The 19,144-nt window shown below is 36.0% G+C and carries 16 protein-coding genes; 7 read left to right on the plus strand and 9 right to left on the minus strand.

Annotation, left to right across the window (positions count from 1 at the left end):
• The first annotated feature begins 46 nt into the window (after positions 1 to 46).
• Together VB798_RS19690 and VB798_RS19695 are read left to right on the plus strand one after the other, a co-directional pair.
• A complete protein-coding gene (locus VB798_RS19690; protein WP_323688950.1) occupies positions 47 to 1,381 on the plus strand; it encodes a TolC family protein in 1,335 nt (444 codons plus the stop codon).
• Positions 1,382 to 1,424: 43 nt separating this feature from the next.
• A complete protein-coding gene (locus tag VB798_RS19695) occupies positions 1,425 to 2,546 on the plus strand; it encodes a BamA/TamA family outer membrane protein (RefSeq protein WP_323688951.1) in 1,122 nt (373 codons plus the stop codon).
• 85 nt (positions 2,547 to 2,631) lie between these two features.
• On the opposite strand, the gene hmpA is transcribed toward VB798_RS19695, so the two are convergent.
• Together hmpA and VB798_RS19705 are read right to left on the minus strand one after the other, a co-directional pair.
• Positions 2,632 to 3,834: an NO-inducible flavohemoprotein gene (gene hmpA, locus VB798_RS19700; protein ID WP_323688952.1), complete on the minus strand. Its 1,203-nt coding sequence runs from the start codon at positions 3,832 to 3,834 to the stop codon at positions 2,632 to 2,634.
• Between the two features lie 106 nt (positions 3,835 to 3,940).
• On the minus strand, positions 3,941 to 4,390 hold the full coding sequence (locus tag VB798_RS19705; RefSeq protein WP_323688953.1) for an RrF2 family transcriptional regulator: 450 nt from the start codon (positions 4,388 to 4,390) through the stop codon (positions 3,941 to 3,943).
• Positions 4,391 to 4,806: 416 nt separating this feature from the next.
• On the opposite strand from VB798_RS19705, the gene VB798_RS19710 reads away from it, so the two are divergent.
• Positions 4,807 to 6,843: a carbohydrate-binding domain-containing protein gene (locus tag VB798_RS19710; protein WP_323688954.1), complete on the plus strand. Its 2,037-nt coding sequence runs from the start codon at positions 4,807 to 4,809 to the stop codon at positions 6,841 to 6,843.
• Positions 6,844 to 6,966: 123 nt separating this feature from the next.
• On the opposite strand, the gene ald is transcribed toward VB798_RS19710, so the two are convergent.
• Positions 6,967 to 8,079: an alanine dehydrogenase gene (gene ald / locus VB798_RS19715; RefSeq protein WP_323688955.1), complete on the minus strand. Its 1,113-nt coding sequence runs from the start codon at positions 8,077 to 8,079 to the stop codon at positions 6,967 to 6,969.
• 226 nt (positions 8,080 to 8,305) lie between these two features.
• Between ald and VB798_RS19720 the strand changes: the two genes are divergently transcribed.
• Positions 8,306 to 8,764 (plus strand): Lrp/AsnC family transcriptional regulator, encoded by a 459-nt coding sequence (locus VB798_RS19720; protein WP_323688956.1) that lies wholly within the window; start codon positions 8,306 to 8,308, stop codon positions 8,762 to 8,764.
• A 123-nt stretch (positions 8,765 to 8,887) separates the two neighbouring features.
• Here VB798_RS19720 and VB798_RS19725 read toward each other — a convergent pair whose 3' ends face one another.
• Entirely contained in the window at positions 8,888 to 9,988 is a 1,101-nt protein-coding gene (locus VB798_RS19725) for an NAD(P)/FAD-dependent oxidoreductase (RefSeq protein ID WP_323688957.1), read from the minus strand.
• A gap of 50 nt (positions 9,989 to 10,038) precedes the next feature.
• Between VB798_RS19725 and VB798_RS19730 the strand changes: the two genes are divergently transcribed.
• Positions 10,039 to 10,377, plus strand: a complete 339-nt coding sequence (locus tag VB798_RS19730) for a DUF952 domain-containing protein (RefSeq protein WP_323688958.1) — start codon at positions 10,039 to 10,041, stop codon at positions 10,375 to 10,377.
• A 131-nt stretch (positions 10,378 to 10,508) separates the two neighbouring features.
• Complete coding sequence (locus VB798_RS19735) at positions 10,509 to 12,953, plus strand: endonuclease MutS2 (protein ID WP_323688959.1); 2,445 nt, start codon at positions 10,509 to 10,511, stop codon at positions 12,951 to 12,953.
• A gap of 80 nt (positions 12,954 to 13,033) precedes the next feature.
• On the opposite strand, the gene VB798_RS19740 is transcribed toward VB798_RS19735, so the two are convergent.
• The 5 genes from VB798_RS19740 to VB798_RS19760 form a co-directional block, all read right to left on the minus strand.
• Positions 13,034 to 13,912, minus strand: a complete 879-nt coding sequence (locus VB798_RS19740) for a YicC/YloC family endoribonuclease (RefSeq protein WP_323688960.1) — start codon at positions 13,910 to 13,912, stop codon at positions 13,034 to 13,036.
• A gap of 147 nt (positions 13,913 to 14,059) precedes the next feature.
• Positions 14,060 to 14,785, minus strand: coding sequence for a 3-keto-disaccharide hydrolase (locus tag VB798_RS19745; RefSeq protein WP_323688961.1), 726 nt, complete (start codon positions 14,783 to 14,785; stop codon positions 14,060 to 14,062).
• Between the two features lie 81 nt (positions 14,786 to 14,866).
• The gene (locus VB798_RS19750) at positions 14,867 to 16,150 is read right to left on the minus strand and encodes a metal-dependent hydrolase family protein (RefSeq protein ID WP_323688962.1); all 1,284 of its coding nucleotides are present in this window, start codon (positions 16,148 to 16,150) and stop codon (positions 14,867 to 14,869) included.
• 102 nt (positions 16,151 to 16,252) lie between these two features.
• Complete coding sequence (locus VB798_RS19755) at positions 16,253 to 16,648, minus strand: OsmC family protein (protein WP_323688963.1); 396 nt, start codon at positions 16,646 to 16,648, stop codon at positions 16,253 to 16,255.
• Positions 16,649 to 17,539, minus strand: coding sequence for a pirin family protein (locus VB798_RS19760; protein WP_323688964.1), 891 nt, complete (start codon positions 17,537 to 17,539; stop codon positions 16,649 to 16,651). It abuts the gene before it with no gap.
• A 300-nt stretch (positions 17,540 to 17,839) separates the two neighbouring features.
• Between VB798_RS19760 and VB798_RS19765 the strand changes: the two genes are divergently transcribed.
• A complete protein-coding gene (locus VB798_RS19765; protein ID WP_323688965.1) occupies positions 17,840 to 18,766 on the plus strand; it encodes a carbohydrate kinase family protein in 927 nt (308 codons plus the stop codon).
• Positions 18,767 to 19,144 lie beyond the last annotated feature (378 nt).

Here is a 19,144-nt window from a genome sequence, read left to right on the forward strand (position 1 = left end):
CATCTTCTCAATTTTTAATTCATGAACTTGATTAATTTTTCAAACAATGAAAATCAACAATAATTATATCGCTTCGTTTTTACTTTTTGCCGAAGTATTGGTAGGACAAGAAGTATCGGCGCAAGAAAAAACCGATGAGACACTCAAACAATTGGTGCGTTCAGCCATTGAGTATGCTCCGAAAATCAAGGAACAGCAACAAATGGTTTCTATTGGTGATTATCGTACCAAAGTACAAGAATCAGCTTTGAAACCACAGATTCAATCTGAAATTGGAGTAACCCGAATTGACCCAGTTGCCAAAGCTACTTTTGGCACGACCAGTTTGCAGTTTCAACCCAATATGAATTACAATGCAAATATTGGTGCAAACTATGTATTGTACGATTGGGGAAAACAAGCTATCAATATCGAGAAATCTAAATTAGAAACTGAGCTTTCTAAAACGGGTGTTGAAGGCTTAAAGAACATTTACGCTTATCAAGTAGCCAATTTGTACTACGGGATTATTTACACGCAAAAAGCGATTGAAGTACAAAAAGAGCAATTGAAATTGGTAGAAGATAATGGTAAAATTATCGGTGACCGATTGAAACAAGGCGATGCTTTGGATTACGACCAAGTAACGATTCAGGTAAGATATAAAAATGCTGAAACTCGTTTGTCGGATTTACAAAGTCAATTAGAACGCCAGTATATTTATCTTTCTTCACTCATCGGAAAAGATGCTCATGGAGTAATTCCAAACAATGCTGATTTCAGTTTGGGACTAGCATCACTTAGCACTGAAGAAGCTTTGAATCAAGCTCAAAACAGTAATTTTGATTTAAAAACCTTGAAAGACAGAGATTTGATTGCTGAGCGTGAAGTAAAAATTGCCAAAATGGGTTCCGCACCTTATATCGCTGCGAATGCTTCTTTGGGCTTGAGAAATGGATATTTACCAAGAATTAACGGAGAAATTCCTCCAATTTCTGATGATTTTAAATTTGGAAGTACTGTAGGTGTGAAATTGACAATTCCTGTCTATTCAGGAAATAAAACGGCTCATCAAACTGAAATTGCGAGATTGAATCGTGAAATGTTGAAATACACCGCAGAAGTAACGAATCAGAATTTGAAGCGTGATTTAGAAGCGGCTCAGAACGATTATAACACTGCAAAAAACAAATTAGATTTATCTGAACGTAACGTTTTTCAAGCACAATATGCCTTGAAATTAGCCAACGCTCGTTTTAAAAATGGAGTAATTACCAATGTGGAAATTGAAGCTTCGCAAACGGCTTTAAGAGAAGCGCAACTTACACAGTTACAATATCAGTATCAAATGTCGATTGCTCAATTAGAACTTAATCGTTTGACGGGAATCAAATTTTGGTAAATAACTTGAGACTGACTATCTTGTTTAGTCAGTCTCAAATTCAATGAAGAAAAAACTACTTTTTTACCTCTTTCTCTCCGCATACTTTCAGGCAAAAGCCTCTGAAACGGATTCTACAAAGCATTCTCAACTCAAAATCGTCAAATTTCTTACGGGTCATAAATACCTTACTTCTCCTTTTGTTTTCTATATGCCAGAAACCAGTTGGGTGATTGGTGGAGGAGTAAAACGCTTTTTTAATGGTGGAGGCGAAGGCGATTCGCTTACTCGTGTGTCAAATACAGCGGTTTTTTTACAATACTCCTTGAACAATCAAATCATGTTCGAGCATAATTATCAAATCTTCACGAATAAAGAAAAGTACTATATCGTTGGTTATTATGGTTTTAGCCGTTTTCCAGTACTTTTTTACGGAGTAGGAGCGGAGGCGAAACCCGAAAATGAAGAAGCCATTACTTATGATTTAATCCGTTTTGATAATTTGACTTACCGAAAAATTGCCAAGCATACTTTTGCAGGTTTGGGTTGGCGATACTTCAATATGTACAATGTTCGTGGAAAAGTTAATGGTATTTTAGAAAATGGCAATAATGTACTTGGAAGAAACGGTTCAGTCGTTTCTGGTTTAAATGCTTCTATACAATTTGATAATCGTGATAATGTTTTGACGACTTCAAAAGGCTCTTTTTTGCAATTAGAATATTCAGCCCATGAACGTTGGATGGGAAGTACGCAATCTTTTCATCGTTGGCAATTAGATGCTAGAAAGTTTTTGATGCCTTTTTCGCATCGAAAAGATGTGTTGGCTTTTCAAGGTTACGCTTATTTGACAAACGGAAATGTACCTTTTCACGAACTTGGTTTGTTGGGCGGCGATATGATTATGCGGGGCTATTATGTGGGTTCAAAAAGAGACAAAAGTTTGCTGGCTTTTCAAACAGAATATCGTTGGCAAGTATTAAACCGTTGGGGAGTAGTTGGTTTTGGTGGTTTAGGTTGGGTAAACGAGCAAGTAAAAGACATGAATATGAACAATATTTTACCAAGTTATGGTGCAGGACTTCGTTTCAAAATTAATCGAAAAGAGAATGTAAATGTTCGGGTTGATTATGGTTTTGGAAACGGACAGCAGAATTTATATTTCTTTATTGCGGAGGCATTTTAAGTAAGAGTTGTGAATGCAATTTTAGTTCTACAAGATTAGAAATCTCATAGAACTAAAATGAAATAACATCAATAATTCACTTTATTTAAGCCAAAGCTTCACTTGGTCCAAAGAATTCATAATGTAATTGCGAAGATGGAATTTCGGCACTTTCTAACATTTGTTTTACACTTTTCATAAAACCAACTGGTCCACAGAAGTAATATTCAGCATCTAAAGTTGATAATTTTTCTTTCAAAATATCAATCGTAAGCAAACCTGAAAATTCTTGAATTCCATCAGTAATGTCTGTACTCAAAGGTTCGTCATACAAACTGATTGTTTGTAAAGAAGGTTTTTGTTTTGCCAGTTTCTGGCTTTTTGCTTTAAAAGCATGCACCGACGAATTTTTAGCACATTGTACAAAAAGTACTTCATTATCAGCAAAATGGAAAAGCTCCATATACATACTCATTAATGGCGTAATGCCTACTCCACCAGCAATTAATACGATTGGCTTTTCCGTTTTTGTCAATATAAATTCACCCGCAGGAATACCCAATTTTACAGTATCGCCAACGTTTAAATGGTCATGAAGGAAGTTTGAAACTACTCCATCAGGACTTCCAGTTTCTCTTTTTACTGAAATTCTCAAAGTATTTTGCGTAGGACAACCCGACAAACTATAATTTCTGGTGTGTAAATGTTCCAAATCTGGAATTTGTACACTTACAGCTACGTACTGTCCGCCTTTGAAACTCGGTATTGCTGAACCATCAACAGGTTTGAAATAAAACGAAGTAATAATGCTACTTTCAGCTTCTTTTTTGGTGATTACAAATTCTTTTTGTCCTCTAAAACCACCTTTTTTAGCTTCCGCATTCTGGTACAATTGTTCTTCTTTCGTGATAAAAAGTGAGGCCAAATCTCCATAAGCTTCTGCCCAAGCGTCCATAATTTCTGGTGTTGCGGCATCTTGTAATACTTCTTTAATGGCTGCCAATAAGTTTGTTCCAACAAGCTGATACATCGCTGGCGTGATGCTTAAACTACTGTGTTTTTGAGTGATTTGCTCTACAGCAGCACTTAAAACAGCTAAATTGTCAATGTTTGCAGCATAGGCATAAACGGCATTGGCTAAGGCTTTCGACTGTGTGCCATGTGTTTGATGCGTCATGTTGAAGACATTTTTTAATTCTGGATGATTTTGAAATAAAAGCTGATAAAACACCTTAGTGATGTTTTCTCCATGAATAGCTAATACTGGTGCTGTTGATTTTACGATTTCAATTGTTTTTTGACTTGCCATGATGGTTTGAGTTAATTTTAAATTACATTATATAAGGAATAAAAGACCTTTATATCTTTTATTTGAAAATGAAAAAATTGAAATAAGGTTTAAAATTCATGAAATATTAAGCTTGATTTTGTATTGATGTTAAAAAAGTAAGTCCAGAAGTAAGCCCAGTTGCTAATTCTTCTAAGCTTGTACTTTCTAGCAATTTTGTAATATCATTTCTGATTTTAGCGAATTGGTTATGAAGCGGACAAGGGTTTTTAGCCGAACAATTTTTAAGTCCGAGTCCGCAACTGATAAAAATATTATCGCCATCAACAGCTTTCACGATGGCTGAAAGATTTGTAGAACGCATTTTTTCTGGTTGAATTTCAAAACCTCCGTTTGGCCCTTTGATAGAATCTACCAAATGATTTTTTGAAAGTACTTGTAAAATTTTAGCCGTAAAAGCCTCTGGCGAAGAGATTTCATGAGCAATTTCTTTTATCCCAACTCTTTTATTCTCAAGAGATTGGGAAGCGATATAAATGCTCGCTTTAATGGCGTACTCACAAGTTTTTGAAAACATAAAAAAATATTTCTGCAAATATAGTGACGAAATAATAAAAGACAAAAAACTCTTTTATTTTATTGCTACCGTTGAACGAAAGTAATTAAGGATTTTTAGCAATGTGAGAAGATAATAAACCAAGGAGAGAAACTTTATGAAAGAGTAATTTCATCAGCCAGATTTACTGAAATTATTTACATCACAAGCCCCAATATTTAAAGAAATAGCCATTAAGTTATTTAATCTAAATAAAAATTATTTTAATGTTTCCTGCAACGCTTCTTTTCTTTTGTCGGTCATAATGTTTAAACGATTTTGAGTGATAAAGCTTTTTCATTGATTGATGTACCGAACCTAACCATTTTAATGTACAGATATTTTGGAAAAACCAGAAAAACTTTTCACTGAAACACCAATATAAAACCTTCTTTCTTATGACTAAATCAAAATTATTTTACGCTCTTTTTCTAATGAGTGCCGTTCTTTTTACTTCAGGAATAATTTCTTGTAAAACTGCTTCAGAAGATGAAGTAATTGAAACTGGTGAAGAAGTAATTGTTGATGGTGACTTTGATACAAAAACCAAAGACACCACTCTTGCCAATGCCGTAGTAATAAAATACTCAGGAACTACCGCCACAGTAACCAATTCCTTAGAAAGTTCGGGTGTAAAAGTAAGTGTAAGTAACGGAAACGTTGTGGTTACTTCTACGACTACAACTACCGAAGTAAATTATGTTTTGTCGGGTTCAGCTACGAATGGTAGTTTTAAAATTTACAGTGATTACAAATTCAATCTTGTATTGAACGGAGCAAGTATTGTTAATAGTAGTGGTCCAGCAATTAATATCCAATCTGGTAAAAAAGTATCTGTCAATTTATTAAGTGGTACAAATAATCGTGTGGTTGATGGCAGTACTTATGCAACCAGTTCAGAAGATCAAAAAGGAGCTTTCTTTAGCGAAGGACAATTGAATTTTGCAGGAACGGGCGCTTTAACAGTGATGGCAAATTACAAACATGGTATTTGTAGCGACGATTATATTGCCATTACAGATGGAACTATTACGATTACCAAAACGGTATCAGATGGGATTCACGCCAATGATTATTTTAAAATGAGTGGTGGTACACTGAATATTACTGCCGCTGGTGATGGAATAGATTGTGAAGAAGGATATGTTGCTATTTCTGGAGGAAATATTACTGTAAATAGCGTAGATGATGGAATCACGGCATCTTATGATGGTACAGACACAGCCATTACTCCTTATGTGGCAATTACAGGTGGAACAATCAATGTAACAACCACAGGAGATAAAGGAAATGCTATTAAAAGCGAAAGTTACACAACCGTTAATAGTAGCGACGCAATTACCTTAAAAGTATCTGGTAGAGCATCAAAAGGTTTTAAAACGACGGGTAATTTAACGATTACCAATGCAAATGCTAATATTACAACATCTGGAAATGCTTTCTATGATACTTCTGATGCAGATATTGCTTCGGCAGCTGGTATTAATTGTGATGCAAATTTTGTGATGCAACAAGGAACTGTAACAATTAATAGTACTGGAATTGCAGGGAAAGGCATTACAGTAGATGGTACTTCAACTATCAACGGAGGGACTATCAATATTATCACAACTGGAGCTACTTATACTTACAATTCGGCTAATACTAGCGAAGCAAAAGGCTTTAAAAGTGATGGCGCTTTTGTCATGAACAAAGGAGAACTCAACATTGCTGCATCCAATGACGGACTCAAATCTGGTACTTCTATTACAATAAACGATGGAACAATCAATGTAACAAAGTCTTATGAAGGCATGGAGTCTATTTTCATTACAATTGCAGGAGGTGTGTGCAATCTAACAGCAACGAATGATGCTATTAATACTTCTTATGGAACAGTGTCTGGAGGAACAGAGTCGAACGATAATAGTCACTTAAAAGTAACAGGTGGCGTGTTAATTGTAACGGGGTCTGATGCGATTGATAGTAATGGTAATTTTACCATAAGTGGCGGAGTTGTGATTAGTAATGGTAATGAAAATATTGATATAAACGGTAATTTCTTGGTTAATGGAGGTACATTGATTGGCGCAGAACCAGCGAATAACATGACAAAAGCGATGAGTACTTCTTCTACTCAAGTAGGCTTTTTTATTAAATCAAGTGCATCTGTGTCAACCTCTTCTTTATTTCATATTGAAGATGCCACAGGAAAAGATCTTGGAACATTTATGCCTAAAATGTCTTCTAGCTACTTCCATTTCTCTCATCCAAGTATGGCGAAAGGTTCTCAGTATAAAATCTATTTTGGAGGAAGTTACACAGGAGGCAGTTTTGTTGGGAATTCTTCTGGCTGGGGCTTATATACGGGCGGAACATACTCCAACACAGGAGCAACCCTAAAATCAACAACTACCACGTCGAGTTCAAGCACAGTTAATACGATTACTTTCTGATTCAATTTCAATAAAAAATCCCTTTAGCATCAAAAAGCTAAAGGGATTTGTATTTTATTTCTATCAATCTTATTCCGAAAGCCGAAGGCTGATAGCTCAAGGCTCACACCTCATAGCTAAAAATTACAATACACTTTCAAGACTTGAAAGCGCTAAGCCCCAAGCATCTGAAACGCCTTTATAAACGATTTTTCCAGCTACAACGTTTAATCCTTTTTTCAATTCCTCGTTATCAGTACAAGCTTTTTTCCAACCTTTGTTGGCTAATTGAAGTGCGTAAGGTAAAGTAGCGTTTGTCAATGCTAAAGTTGAAGTATAAGGTACAGCACCCGGCATATTGGCTACGCAATAATGTACTACGCCATCAATTTCAAAAGTTGGATTTTCGTGAGTAGTTGGATGACAAGTTTCTATACAACCACCTTGGTCAACAGCAACGTCAACTAATACTGTTCCTTGACGCATTTCTTTCAACATTTCACGAGTAATCAAATGTGGTGCTTTTGCCCCGGGAATCAATACTGCTCCAATAATTAAATCTGAAACTTTGATTGCTTCACGAACATTATATTCGTTCGACATAACAGTATCAACATTGGCTGGCATCACGTCTTCCAAATAACGTAAACGTGGCAAGCTAATATCCATAATTGTTACATTTGCTCCTAAACCTGCTGCCATTTTTGCCGCTTGTGTTCCTACGATTCCACCGCCTAAAACCAATACATTGGCTGGTTTTACGCCTGCTACACCGCCTAATAAAATACCTCTTCCGCCCATAGGTTTCTCTAAGTATTTTGCTCCTTCTTGAATCGCCATTCTACCTGCTACTTCCGACATTGGTACTAATAAGGGTAACGAACGGTCAGTTTTTTCAACAGTTTCGTAAGCTAAACAAATTGCTTTGCGTTCAATCATCGCATGAGTCAACGGCTCAGAAGAAGCAAAGTGGAAGTAAGTAAAAAGTAATTGATTTTCTTTGATTAAGTTATATTCAGAAGCAATCGGCTCTTTTACTTTGCAAATCATCTCGGCAATCGCATATACTTCTTCGATTGTACTTAAAATACTTGCTCCAGCTTTTACATATTCTTCATCCGAAAATCCGCTTCCTAAACCAGCTTGTGTTTGGATGTAAACTGTATGGCCGTTCTTTTTGAATTCTGCAACGCCAGCAGGAGTCAGAGCAACTCGGTTTTCATTGTTTTTAATTTCTCTTGGTACACCGATAATCATGGAATTGTGGGTTTTATGTCTGCTTTTCTGTTATTGGTTAAATCAATGCCACCAATAACAGAACCGCAGAGGTGTTTGGAAATGAAGTGTATGCAAAGTTAAGAAAACAGGAAATAGTTTTACATTTGCTGAATAAATAAGGAAAAAGCATTTATTTTTATATTTTCAAGCGAAAAAAATCCTGTATTAAGTAAATATTACCTTTCTGTAAAGTAAATTTTTCTTTATGACTTTAGATGCGACTGATTTGCGGATTCTCCAATTGTTACAAGAGAATGCCCAACTTACCATAAAAGAAATCTCAAAGCAGATTAATCTTTCAATGACTCCTACTCACGACCGCATCAAAAGGTTGGAACAAGAGGAAATTATCGAGAAGTATGTGACCATTTTGAACAAAAAAAAACTGGGAAATCCGCTCGTAGTTTACTGTAGCATTACTTTGGACAAACAGCAAAAAAACCATTTTGAAGAATTTGAAGAAGCCATCAAGCAATTCCCTGAAGTAATAGAATGCAGTGTAGTTTCTGGAAGCTATGATTATTTGGTAAAAATCATCGCCAAAGATATGGAAGCTTATAATGAATTTTATCAAAAGAAATTAACCGCCTTAGAAAGCGTAGCCCACATCAGTAGCTCATTTGTGATGTCGGAAGTAAAGAATACGACGGTGCTACCTTTGTGATTTGGGATTTCGGATGTCGGCTTTCATTTTTATTGATAGCCAATAAGCTCTTTTTACTAAGTACAATAAATAAATCTGACATCCGAAAGCCGAAGACCAACATCCGAAATCCCACATCCAAAATCAAATTACTTTCCCATGCGTAGCTCTAATAATCATTCCTAAAGCTGGTTTAAAATTCTTTAAACTCAGTAAAGCAACTTCAGAAAGTACTTCGTTTCCGAATAATTTTTGTACGATTCTCCCAACCCAAAGTCTTTGAGCAAAGGTTTTTTGCCATGCTTTTTGATAGTTTTCTTCTAATTGCTTTCGGTCATCAAAGTACTTTAAAAGATGTTCGGATAAAATTTTTGCTCCATGAATCGCCATCGCCATTCCGTTTCCACATAAAGGAGTAATCAAGCCCGCTGAATCGCCGACCATTAAAATATGATTTTCGATAGTCGTTTTTGGGGCAAAAGAAATTTCATTAATTACTTCTGGCTTGTCGTAAAGAAATTCGGATTCAGTAAATATTTTTTTGAGATGTGGATTCTTCCAAAGAATATTTTTCTCCATTTCAGCAATCGTTCCGTATTGACGGAGATTTTCACGAGTCGTTAAATAACAAAGACAATACTTGTCATTTTCAATGGCAGAAATGCCACAATAGCCATCTTTGAAATTATGAAGGGCAATTAAATCTTTCGGAAAATCAGTTTTTATATGATACTTTACGCCAATGTAAGGACTTCTTTTTCCGAAAAAACCTCTTTTTAAAGTAGCATCCAATTTCGTTCTTTTTCCATAAGAACCGATGACGTAGCGAGCTTCAAAATTTTCAGTATTGGTACTTACTATAAAATGGTTATTATGAAATTCAACGTTTTCAACGCTTTTTTCTAATAAAAATTCAACACCAGATTTTAAGGCTAATTGATATAATACTTCATCAAAAGTATAACGACTGATGCCAAAACCGCCCAGATCAAGATTGGTTTTAAGTATTTTTCCCGAAGGTGAAGTAAATTGAAAACGTGAAATTTCTTTATAATTTAGCAAGCTAAAATCGACCCCAAGCGATGTCAAGAATGGTCGAGTTTCGTTGGAAATGTATTCGCCACAAACACGATGAAAAGGATAGCTTTTTCTTTCAATCAGTAAAACCTTTTTACCTGCTTTTGAAAGTAAAATACTGTTGACTAATCCAGCTAAACCGCCGCCAACGATGATGATGTCGTACATAAATTTTATTTTTTACCAATTAGCTCAGAACAATGTAGTAAATTTAGGCTATGAAACCAAGACTTTATCATATCGTGAGTCCAGAATGGTGGGCTGAGTTTTCGGATTTAGATGATTATGAATCAGAAACGTTTTCAGTAGAAAAATTTATACATCTTTCTACTTTCGAACAAGTACAAGGAACGCTCAATAATTATTTTGTAGGCAAGCCTCATTTGTTGTTATTGCATCTTGACATTGATGCTTTAACGGCTGAAACTCGTTTTGAAGACGTTCCTCATGGCGGAACTTTTCCACATTTATACGGAAAACTGAACAAAAGTGCCATCACAAAAGTTGAAGATTTGCTTCCAAATCCAGACGGAACATTTACTTTTCCTGCTGAATAGCACAATATAGAAATTGAAATTTCAGAAACCCCGTAGGTAATTTTTACTTCACGGGGTTTCTTTAGTATTTAAACCTGAGAACTTTGTGTAATGTTTGATGGTTTTATGAAAAGCAATTATTTTAAAAGAGCATGTTATACCCACAAAATATAGAACAAAAATTAGGATTCGACCGCATCAGAGAACACTTAAGTGAATTATGTGTGAGTTCGCTGGGAAGAGCCTTTGTCAACAAAATCCGATTTGCAGATAATTACGATTTAATTCAAAAAATGATTCGGCAAGTAGCCGAAATGAAAGATATTTTGGCTTTTGAGCCTCAAGCTTTTCCTTCACAGAATTATCTTGATGTAAATCTTCAACTTTCAAAGGCAGCTATTGAAGGTGCTTTCCTGACGGAAGAAGAATTTTTCGACCTTAAACTTTCGTTAAGAACCATTCAAGAATGTTTGCGTTTTTTCGATAATAAAGAACCAGAAGCGTATCCGCAATTAAGAGAATTAGTCGGAACGGCTTTTTCGGCAGATTTGAACCTTCGTCAAATCTTGGATTCTTTAGATAAAGTAATTGACGACCGTGGTAAATTGAAAGACAATGCCAGTCCAGAGCTACAAAGTATTCGTCGTAGAATTCAAAGTCAAGAAATAGATTTACGTAAAAAATTAGAAAGTATTCTGAAAAATGCTCGTGCAAATGGCTGGATTTCAGATGATTTTTCTTTGACTTTACGTGGCGGAAGAATGGTGATTCCCATCGCTGCCGAACACAAACGTAAAATTAAAGGCTTCGTTCACGATGAATCTGATACTGGAAAAACAGTATTTATGGAACCGACCGAAGTACTGGAAGCCAATAATGAAATCCGTGAATTAGAATCAGCCGAAAGACGGGAAATCATCAGGATTTTGATGGAACTCACGACGAGAGTTCGTCCTCATGTTCCCGTTTTGCGAAAAGCTTATACTTTTTTGGGCATCATAGATTTTATCAGGGCCAAAGCACGTTTGGCAATCGAAATCAATGGAATTGCGCCTTTGAGTTTGAATAGCCAAATTGTAGATTGGAAAAATGCGGTTCATCCTTTACTCTTTCTTTCTTTCAAAAAACAAGGCAAAAAAGTACAGCCACTGACGATAAAATTGGATTCTGAAGAAAGAATTTTATTGATTTCTGGTCCAAATGCAGGAGGGAAGTCAGTTACTTTAAAGACTTTGGGATTGGTGCAATATATGTATCAATGCGGTTTGTTAGTGCCGATGTCGGAGTATTCTACGATTGGAATTTTCAGAAGTGTATTCATTGACATTGGCGATGAGCAAAGTTTGGAAAACGATTTAAGTACTTATTCGTCACACCTGACGAACATGAAGTACTTTTTGATTAATTCAGATAGAAAAACGCTGTTTTTGATTGATGAATTTGGAACAGGTACAGAACCAACTTTGGGTGGAGCCATTGCCGAAAGTATTCTGGAAGATTTGAATCGTTCTGGGGCTTATGGAGCAATCAATACGCACTACACAAACCTCAAAACTTTTGCAGATAAAACAAAAGGATTGGTCAATGGAGCGATGCGTTATGATGCCGAACATCTTGAGCCTTTGTATGAATTAGAAATCGGAAAGCCGGGAAGTTCTTTTGCGATAGAAATTGCTTATAAAATTGGTTTACCAAAAGCGATTATTGATAAATCGAAGCAAAAAATTGGTAATCAGCAAGTAAGTTTTGAAAAGCTAATCAAAGAATTAGAAATTGAAAAGAAAGTATTTGCTGATAAAAACGTTGAAAATGCCCAAAAGCAACGCAAACTTGATCAATTATTAGAGCAATACAATTCACTAAAATCGTATTTGGAAACAGAAAAGAAAACGATTTTAAATACTGCCAAAATTCAGGCGAAAGAATTAATCAAGAACACGAACCAGAAAATTGAAGCGACGATTAAGGAAATTCGTGAGCAAGGAGCGGAGAAATTGGCAACCAAAGAAATCAGACAAGATTTAGTTGATTTTCAGCAAAGCTTGGTGCTTGATAAAGTAAATCAAAATACGAAAAAGCCAACGCCAAAAGAAGAGAAAGAAAAAGAAGAACGGGAAGAAATTGAAGTGATTTTAGGTGAAATTTCTGTGGGTTCTTTAGTCAGAATCAAAGGTCAAGAAGCTTTGGGTGAAGTATTAAGTTTACGTGGAAAAGATGCTGAAATTGCCATTGGCGATTTGAAAACGACGGTCAAAATCAATCGTTTAGAAAAGATTTCTCGTAAAGAATACAAACAGAAAATCTCATCAAGTACCAAGATTGTTGGCGTTGATATGAATGATAAAATGATGAATTTTTCATTCAATCTTGATTTGCGTGGAAAACGTGGCGAAGAAGCTTTGGTGGAAGTAGATAAATTTATGAACGATGCCATCATGGTTGGTTATGATGAACTCAGAATTGTACACGGAAAAGGCGATGGGATTTTGAGAAATCTTATTCGTCAGCATCTCAGAGGTTATAAGCAAGTAGCTGGAACACAGGACGAACATGCCGATAGAGGAGGAGCAGGGGTTACTTTGGTGAGTATGAAGTAAGTTGTTTAGATATGAAATATGAATTATGAGTTATTAGGTTTTAAAGCACTATCTCATAATTCATATCTAATATCTCATATCTATAAAACGTTAGAAGTCTGTTCTTTGATTTTTTCAAGTTCATCTTTCATATTGATGACCATTCTTTGAATCACAACATCGTTTGCTTTTGAACCAATTGTGTTGATCTCACGACCGATTTCTTGGCAAAGGAAATTTAGTTTTTTACCATTTCCTTCTTTCAATACTTCTTTGAAATAGACCAAATGCGTTCCTAAACGTACTTTTTCTTCTGAAATATCGTACTTCTCGATATAATAAATTAATTCTTGTTCGAAACGATTTTTATCAAAATCATCTGCTTCTAATAAATCAGTAACTGATTTTCTAAGACGTTCACGAACAGCAGGAATACGCAATTTATCTTGCTCTTCTACTTCTTTTAATAGTTCACCAATTTTATCAATGTATTCGATGAATTTATTTTTTACGATTTCTCCTTCACGCAAACGGAACTTTGTGCATTCTGCAATTGCTTGATTCACAGCAGATAAAATAGTTTTCCATTCTTCTTCTGCTTGTTCTTCCGAAACTGTTTCAGTATTATAAGCATTTGGTAAAGTAAGGGCTATTTTGAATAATTCTGTAATATCTGCTACACCATAAACGTTGGCAGATTCTTGTAAATCTTTCATGTAAGCCTCAACCAATGGACGATTGATACTTGTTCCAGAACTGGCAACATCAGTGTAATTAATAGAAAGATTAAACTCAATTTTACCACGTTCTAAGGATTGAGTAAGTAAATTTCTTACTTCTATTTCTCTGAAAGACAGACTTTTAGGGATTCTGCAATAAATATCTGTAAACTTAGAGTTCAGCGTTTTTACTTCAGCAGTAACGGTTAAAGATTTTGCTTCTATCACCGATTTGCCAAAACCTGTCATTGATTTTAACATTATATAATAATTTAGAAAACGTGGATATCTTTGTATGAATTAGGGTGCAATATACAGAAAATAAAAGTGTTATAAAGCAAAAAAACTGTAAGTGACATGCTTTCATGTACTTACAGTTTTTTGCATTTAGTCTAGTATAAACTAAGACTATAATTCTTTGATTTTGATGTTTCTAAACCAAACTTTGTTTCCGTGATCTTGGAAAACGATGTGTCCTTTTGTGAAAGTACCCCAATTTTCCATGCCTTTGAATTTACTTGCGGCTACTAATTTTTTATACTCTTCGCTACCAATTGTATATTCAATAACCATTCTACCGTTTACGAATAATTTTACATGACCGCTTTTTTGCTCAATCATTACTTTATTCCACTCGCCAACTGGTTTTACGTTTTCAGGTTCATATTTGATTAAATCGTATAAATTACCTGCTCTGTGCTTGTCGATTTTACCATCTGCATGACCATCGTTATCTAACACTTGGAATTCAGGACCAGTAAACCAAGAATATGGATGTTTTGTAGCATCGTCTTCTTGTGCATTAAAGATAATTCCAGAGTTACCGCCTTCAGAAATTTTCCAGTCGCAAGCTAAAATAAAGTTTTCGTAAATTCCATCTGTAGTCAGTTCCCCGCCACCTTTAGTATTCCAACCATCCATTTGACTGTTGTCTAACATAATGGCATCATCAGAGATTTTCCAAGCAGGACCAAGGTCTTTTTTATTGAAATTTCTCCAGCCATTTAATGTTTTACCATCAAAAAGGAGTTTCCAGCCTTGTTTTTTTTCTTTGGCTGTCAAGGTGTTAGGCTTCTGAGCAATTGCTGATAAAGAAGCGAACAACAAAGTAATGATAACAAATAGATTTTTCATGTTCATTAATTGAAATAATAGTATTGTTTAATTGGCGTCTAAATTAAGCATTTTAGTGAATTATTCAATCCTTATTTATGCTTAAAGACTTTTGTAAACAACTCCATCTTTCATCACAAACGATACTTTTCTCATTACTTTAATGTCTTGTAATGGGTTTCCGTCGGTAGCAATAATGTCTGCAATTTTACCAGTTTCAATAGAACCCGTTTCTTTTTGAGTACCTAAAATAATGGCAGGCGTCATCGTTGCAGCCTTAATCGCTTCCATCGCTGGCATTCCTGCTTCAACCATGTATTGAAATTCATAAGCATTATAACCATGAATAGAAACGCCAGAATCTGTTCCAAAAGCAATTTTAACACCTGCTTTGTAAGCTTTAGCGAAAGTAGCTTGAATCAAAGGCCCAATTTCCAAAGCTTTCGGAGCGACTAATGGATGAAAGTAACCAGGGATTTTAGCAGAATCACCAACAGTTTTACCTGCAATAATGGTTGGAACATAATAAGTACCGTTCTTTTTCATCAATTCGATTACTTCGTCGTCCATATAAGTACCGTGTTCAATGGTTGTTACACCAGCTTTTACAGCTCTTTTCATACCTTCAGTTCCATGTGCATGAGCTGCCACATGGAAACCGTAATCTTTAGCAGTTTCAACAATTGCTCTGATTTCTTCTTCGGTAAACTGTGGAGCTTTTCCGCTTTTTGCCAAACTTAATACGCCACCAGTAGCTGTAATTTTAATACAATCAGAACCTTCTTTATAACGTTGGCGCACTGCTTGACGACATTCATCTACTCCATTTACAACGCCTGTTAAATATCTTGGCTCTAGCGATAATTTATCCGCTAAAGCGTTTGAAGGGTCGCCATGTCCGCCTGTTGTTGCAATAATTCTGCCCACAGTATAAACTCTTGGTCCAATCGTCGTACCTTTATTGATGGCATTTCTCAAGGCAAGATTTACGCCTGAACCTCCTAAATCTCTTACCGTAGTAAAACCAGCCATCAATGTTGTTTTAGCATACTTCGCTGCATCGAAAGCAATATCGGCATCATTTTGTTGATAGCGTTTTATCGCCCCACCTTTACTGGTTTCTTCTTCCAAATGCACGTGCATATCGGTAAGACCCGGCATGACTGTTTGGTTTTTTAGATTGATAACTTTATCTGTTCCAGTAGGAGCAGTAAAGCCCTTTTGAACAGCAATAATCTTTTTGCCTTCAACAACGATGGTTACTTGGCTTTGTGCTTCATTTTGAATGCCGTCGATAAGCGTACCACAGTGAACAAGGGTTTTTTGTGCAAAAGAAGCTGTACTTAGCAGGCAGAGTCCTGCAAGTGTAAGGATTTGTTTTTTCATTTGTTGATATTAATAAAGGTAATGGATTGGATGATACTATAAAAATAGAAAAATACCACAAAATACCATCCTATTTCAGTTAGAAATATCAAAACTATTGAATTATGATGCTAATTCAGTGCTAACTTCTATCGGATTCGTTAATATTTTATGAACAGGACAGCTATTAGCAACGGTGAGTAACCTTGCTTTTTGCTCTTCATCTAAATTACCAATCAATTCTATTTTTCTAGTAAATGAGGATTTATTGGCAACTGCATCTCTATCAAAAGTTACATCAACTTTCACTTCTGTTAAATCCCAAGCTTTTCTGTCGGCATACATTCTTAAGGTTGCCGAAGTACAAGCCGCTAATGCTGCCGCCAAAAGTTCTTTAGGGTTAAATCCTAAACCTTTTCCGCCTACTTCAACAGGTTCATCAGCAATCAAGGTATTTGTAGCAGACTGAATGGTAGTTTTATAAAGTTCTTTGCCGATTTGTGCGTGTACTTTTTCCATTTATTTGTTTTTTAAAGGGTGAGCTTGTGGAAGTGGAACGAAGGTAGTTTCGCCAGGAACTTTAGGGAAGCTTTGTTCAATCCATCTGGTTTTGGCATCTTCAATTAATTCTTTTGTTGAGGCAACAAAATTCCAATAAATATATCTTTCTTCTGGAAATGGCTCTCCACCAAAAATATAAACCGTAGTATTTTCAGCCATTTCAAAACTGCATAATTTACTGTCGTTCGCTATTAAAATATGTTTGGGTTCATAGCTATGTCCTTCGCTGCTGATACTTCCTTCTAAAATATACAATGCACTTTCCCCGAATAAATCATCACCAATATTGATTGTCGTAGCGTTTGTATTTTTTATCTCTAAAAAATACAAAGGACTATAAACAGGAACTGCCGATTTTTTACCAAAAGCTTCGCCAGCAATTAATTTAAAAGAAACGCCATCGTTTTCCCAAGTAGGAATTTCTTCCTCAGTAATATGCGCAAAACTTGGTGACATTTCTTCAAGTTCTTTGGGCAAAGCCACCCAAATTTGTAAACCATGTAAATTTTTATCAGAATGACGCAAATACTCTGGCGTTCTTTCAGAGTGAACGATGCCATTGCCTGCCGTCATCCAGTTTACTTCATTGGGTTTTATTTCTATGGCTGTTCCTAGACTATCTTTGTGCATAACACTTCCTTCAAAAAGATAAGTCAGCGTAGAAAGCCCGATATGAGGATGTGGACCAACGTCTAAATTCTCGTGGTCGCTTAATTTTGCTGGCCCCATGTGGTCTATAAAACAAAATGGACCCACCATTCTTTTTTCTCTAAAAGGTAATAATCGACCCACCATAAAATTTCCAATATTACTTGGTCTTTCTTCGATGATTAATTTAATGTTAGACATTGTTCTTTCGTTTTTAGGTTTTTCTTTTCGAGTATTTTGAATCATCAAAGATGCAAGTTTTCTGGAATACCTTGATTTATTTGTAAGGTAATTTTAAATAGCAGATGTAAATATTTTTAAAGATAGTCTGTCGAAAGAAAATCACATTTCCCCTTCAACACCATCACAAAGGTTTTATGACTATTCCCAACAATTTTTTACAGAATTATCATTAATTTGCAAAAACAATGTGTTGGAAATGCTTGATTGTTAATCGCTTTCAAACGTTTTACTTCCCAAGAACAATCCATTTTTATAAACATGAAAAAATACGCATTACTTTCGGTTGGCGAACTTTTGGCTGACTTTATTGGAACAGAAATACAAGAAAGTATTCTTGAAACCTCCACTTTTGAACGTTTTCAAGGAGGAAGTCCCGCCAATATGGCTGCTAATATGGCTCGTTTGGGCATGAATACCGCCTTAGTTTCTTGCATTGGCAACGATAATATCGGTATTTATTTAAAAAGAGAAGTAGCTAAAACAGGTATAGATGTTAGTCACATAGCCGTAGATGATTTTCAACCAACCAGTATTGTAGTGGTTTCTCGTACCAAAGGCACTCCCGATTTTATTGCTTATCGTACCGCCGACCGTATGCTTCAACCACAGCATATTCCTGATAGTTTATTGGCGGAATCAGCCATTTTTCATACCACTTGTTTCGCTTTGAGCCAAGACCCAGCCCAAAGTACCATCGTTGATGCCGCCAAACGTGCTAACGCCTTGAATTGCCGAGTAAGTTTAGATGCTAATTACGCTATTCAGATTTGGCGCGACAGAAAACAGGCTTGGGAAACGATTTCAGCTTATTGTTCACACGATGCTTTGGTGAAATTAAGTGAAGATGATGCCGAAAGAATCTATGGACATAAAGTTTCCGAAGCACAAATCTTGCATGATTTTCATGCGATGGGTGCAGACCTCATTTGTTTAACCAAAGGCGGAGATGGTTCTATCATTTCTACTGAAAAAGGAGCAAAACAAATCACATTAGGTGTAAAACCCCTTGAAGTAATTGATGCTACTGGAGCAGGAGATGCTTATTGGGCAGGATTCCTAACGGCTTATACAGAAGGTGCTTCTCCAGAAACCTGTGCGAATGCAGGTGCCAACTTAGCAGCTCTAAAATTAGTAACGAAAGGACCTTTGCCTGCAAAAGTGGATAAGGGAATTTTGTATGCGTAGGAGCGATTGGTAAGATTTGACAACTTTAAATCAAGTTGTCAAATCAAAAAACTGATTGCGGTAGCTTACATTCTCCGAGAGAGTGGTCATATTCTTCGAGAGGGTGCCTATATTCTTCGAGAGGGTGCCTATATTCTCCGAGGAGGTGGTCATATTCTTCGAGAGGTTGCCTTTATTCTCCAAGAAGGTGGTCATATTCTTCGAGTGGTTGCCTACATTCTCCGAGAGGGGGGTCATATTCTTCGAGTGATTGCTTACATTCTCCGAGAGGGTGGTCATATTCTTCGAGTGGTTGCCTTTATTCTCCGAGAAGGTGGTCATATTCTTCGAGTGGTTGCTTATATTCTCCGAGAAGGTCGTCATATTCTTTAAAATCTC

The sequence above is a fragment of the Arcicella lustrica genome (assembly GCF_034930985.1).
In the GTDB taxonomy this organism is placed as follows: domain Bacteria; phylum Bacteroidota; class Bacteroidia; order Cytophagales; family Spirosomataceae; genus Arcicella; species Arcicella lustrica.

Bases quoted from the DNA above. Each gene is read 5' to 3' on its own strand.
- VB798_RS19730 (WP_323688958.1), top strand. From the start codon at position 10,039: ATGAAACCAAGACTTTATCATATCGTGAGTCCAGAATGGTGGGCTGAG.
- VB798_RS19745 (WP_323688961.1), bottom strand. From the start codon at position 14,785: ATGAAAAATCTATTTGTTATCATTACTTTGTTGTTCGCTTCTTTATCA.
- hmpA (WP_323688952.1), bottom strand. From the start codon at position 3,834: ATGGCAAGTCAAAAAACAATTGAAATCGTAAAATCAACAGCACCAGTA.
- VB798_RS19765 (WP_323688965.1), top strand. From the start codon at position 17,840: ATGAAAAAATACGCATTACTTTCGGTTGGCGAACTTTTGGCTGACTTT.
- VB798_RS19720 (WP_323688956.1), top strand. From the start codon at position 8,306: ATGACTTTAGATGCGACTGATTTGCGGATTCTCCAATTGTTACAAGAG.
- VB798_RS19750 (WP_323688962.1), bottom strand. From the start codon at position 16,150: ATGAAAAAACAAATCCTTACACTTGCAGGACTCTGCCTGCTAAGTACA.
- ald (WP_323688955.1), bottom strand. From the start codon at position 8,079: ATGATTATCGGTGTACCAAGAGAAATTAAAAACAATGAAAACCGAGTT.
- VB798_RS19725 (WP_323688957.1), bottom strand. From the start codon at position 9,988: ATGTACGACATCATCATCGTTGGCGGCGGTTTAGCTGGATTAGTCAAC.
- VB798_RS19755 (WP_323688963.1), bottom strand. From the start codon at position 16,648: ATGGAAAAAGTACACGCACAAATCGGCAAAGAACTTTATAAAACTACC.
- VB798_RS19740 (WP_323688960.1), bottom strand. From the start codon at position 13,912: ATGTTAAAATCAATGACAGGTTTTGGCAAATCGGTGATAGAAGCAAAA.
- VB798_RS19695 (WP_323688951.1), top strand. From the start codon at position 1,425: ATGAAGAAAAAACTACTTTTTTACCTCTTTCTCTCCGCATACTTTCAG.
- VB798_RS19760 (WP_323688964.1), bottom strand. From the start codon at position 17,539: ATGTCTAACATTAAATTAATCATCGAAGAAAGACCAAGTAATATTGGA.
- VB798_RS19705 (WP_323688953.1), bottom strand. From the start codon at position 4,390: ATGTTTTCAAAAACTTGTGAGTACGCCATTAAAGCGAGCATTTATATC.
- VB798_RS19735 (WP_323688959.1), top strand. From the start codon at position 10,509: ATGTTATACCCACAAAATATAGAACAAAAATTAGGATTCGACCGCATC.
- VB798_RS19710 (WP_323688954.1), top strand. From the start codon at position 4,807: ATGACTAAATCAAAATTATTTTACGCTCTTTTTCTAATGAGTGCCGTT.
- VB798_RS19690 (WP_323688950.1), top strand. From the start codon at position 47: ATGAAAATCAACAATAATTATATCGCTTCGTTTTTACTTTTTGCCGAA.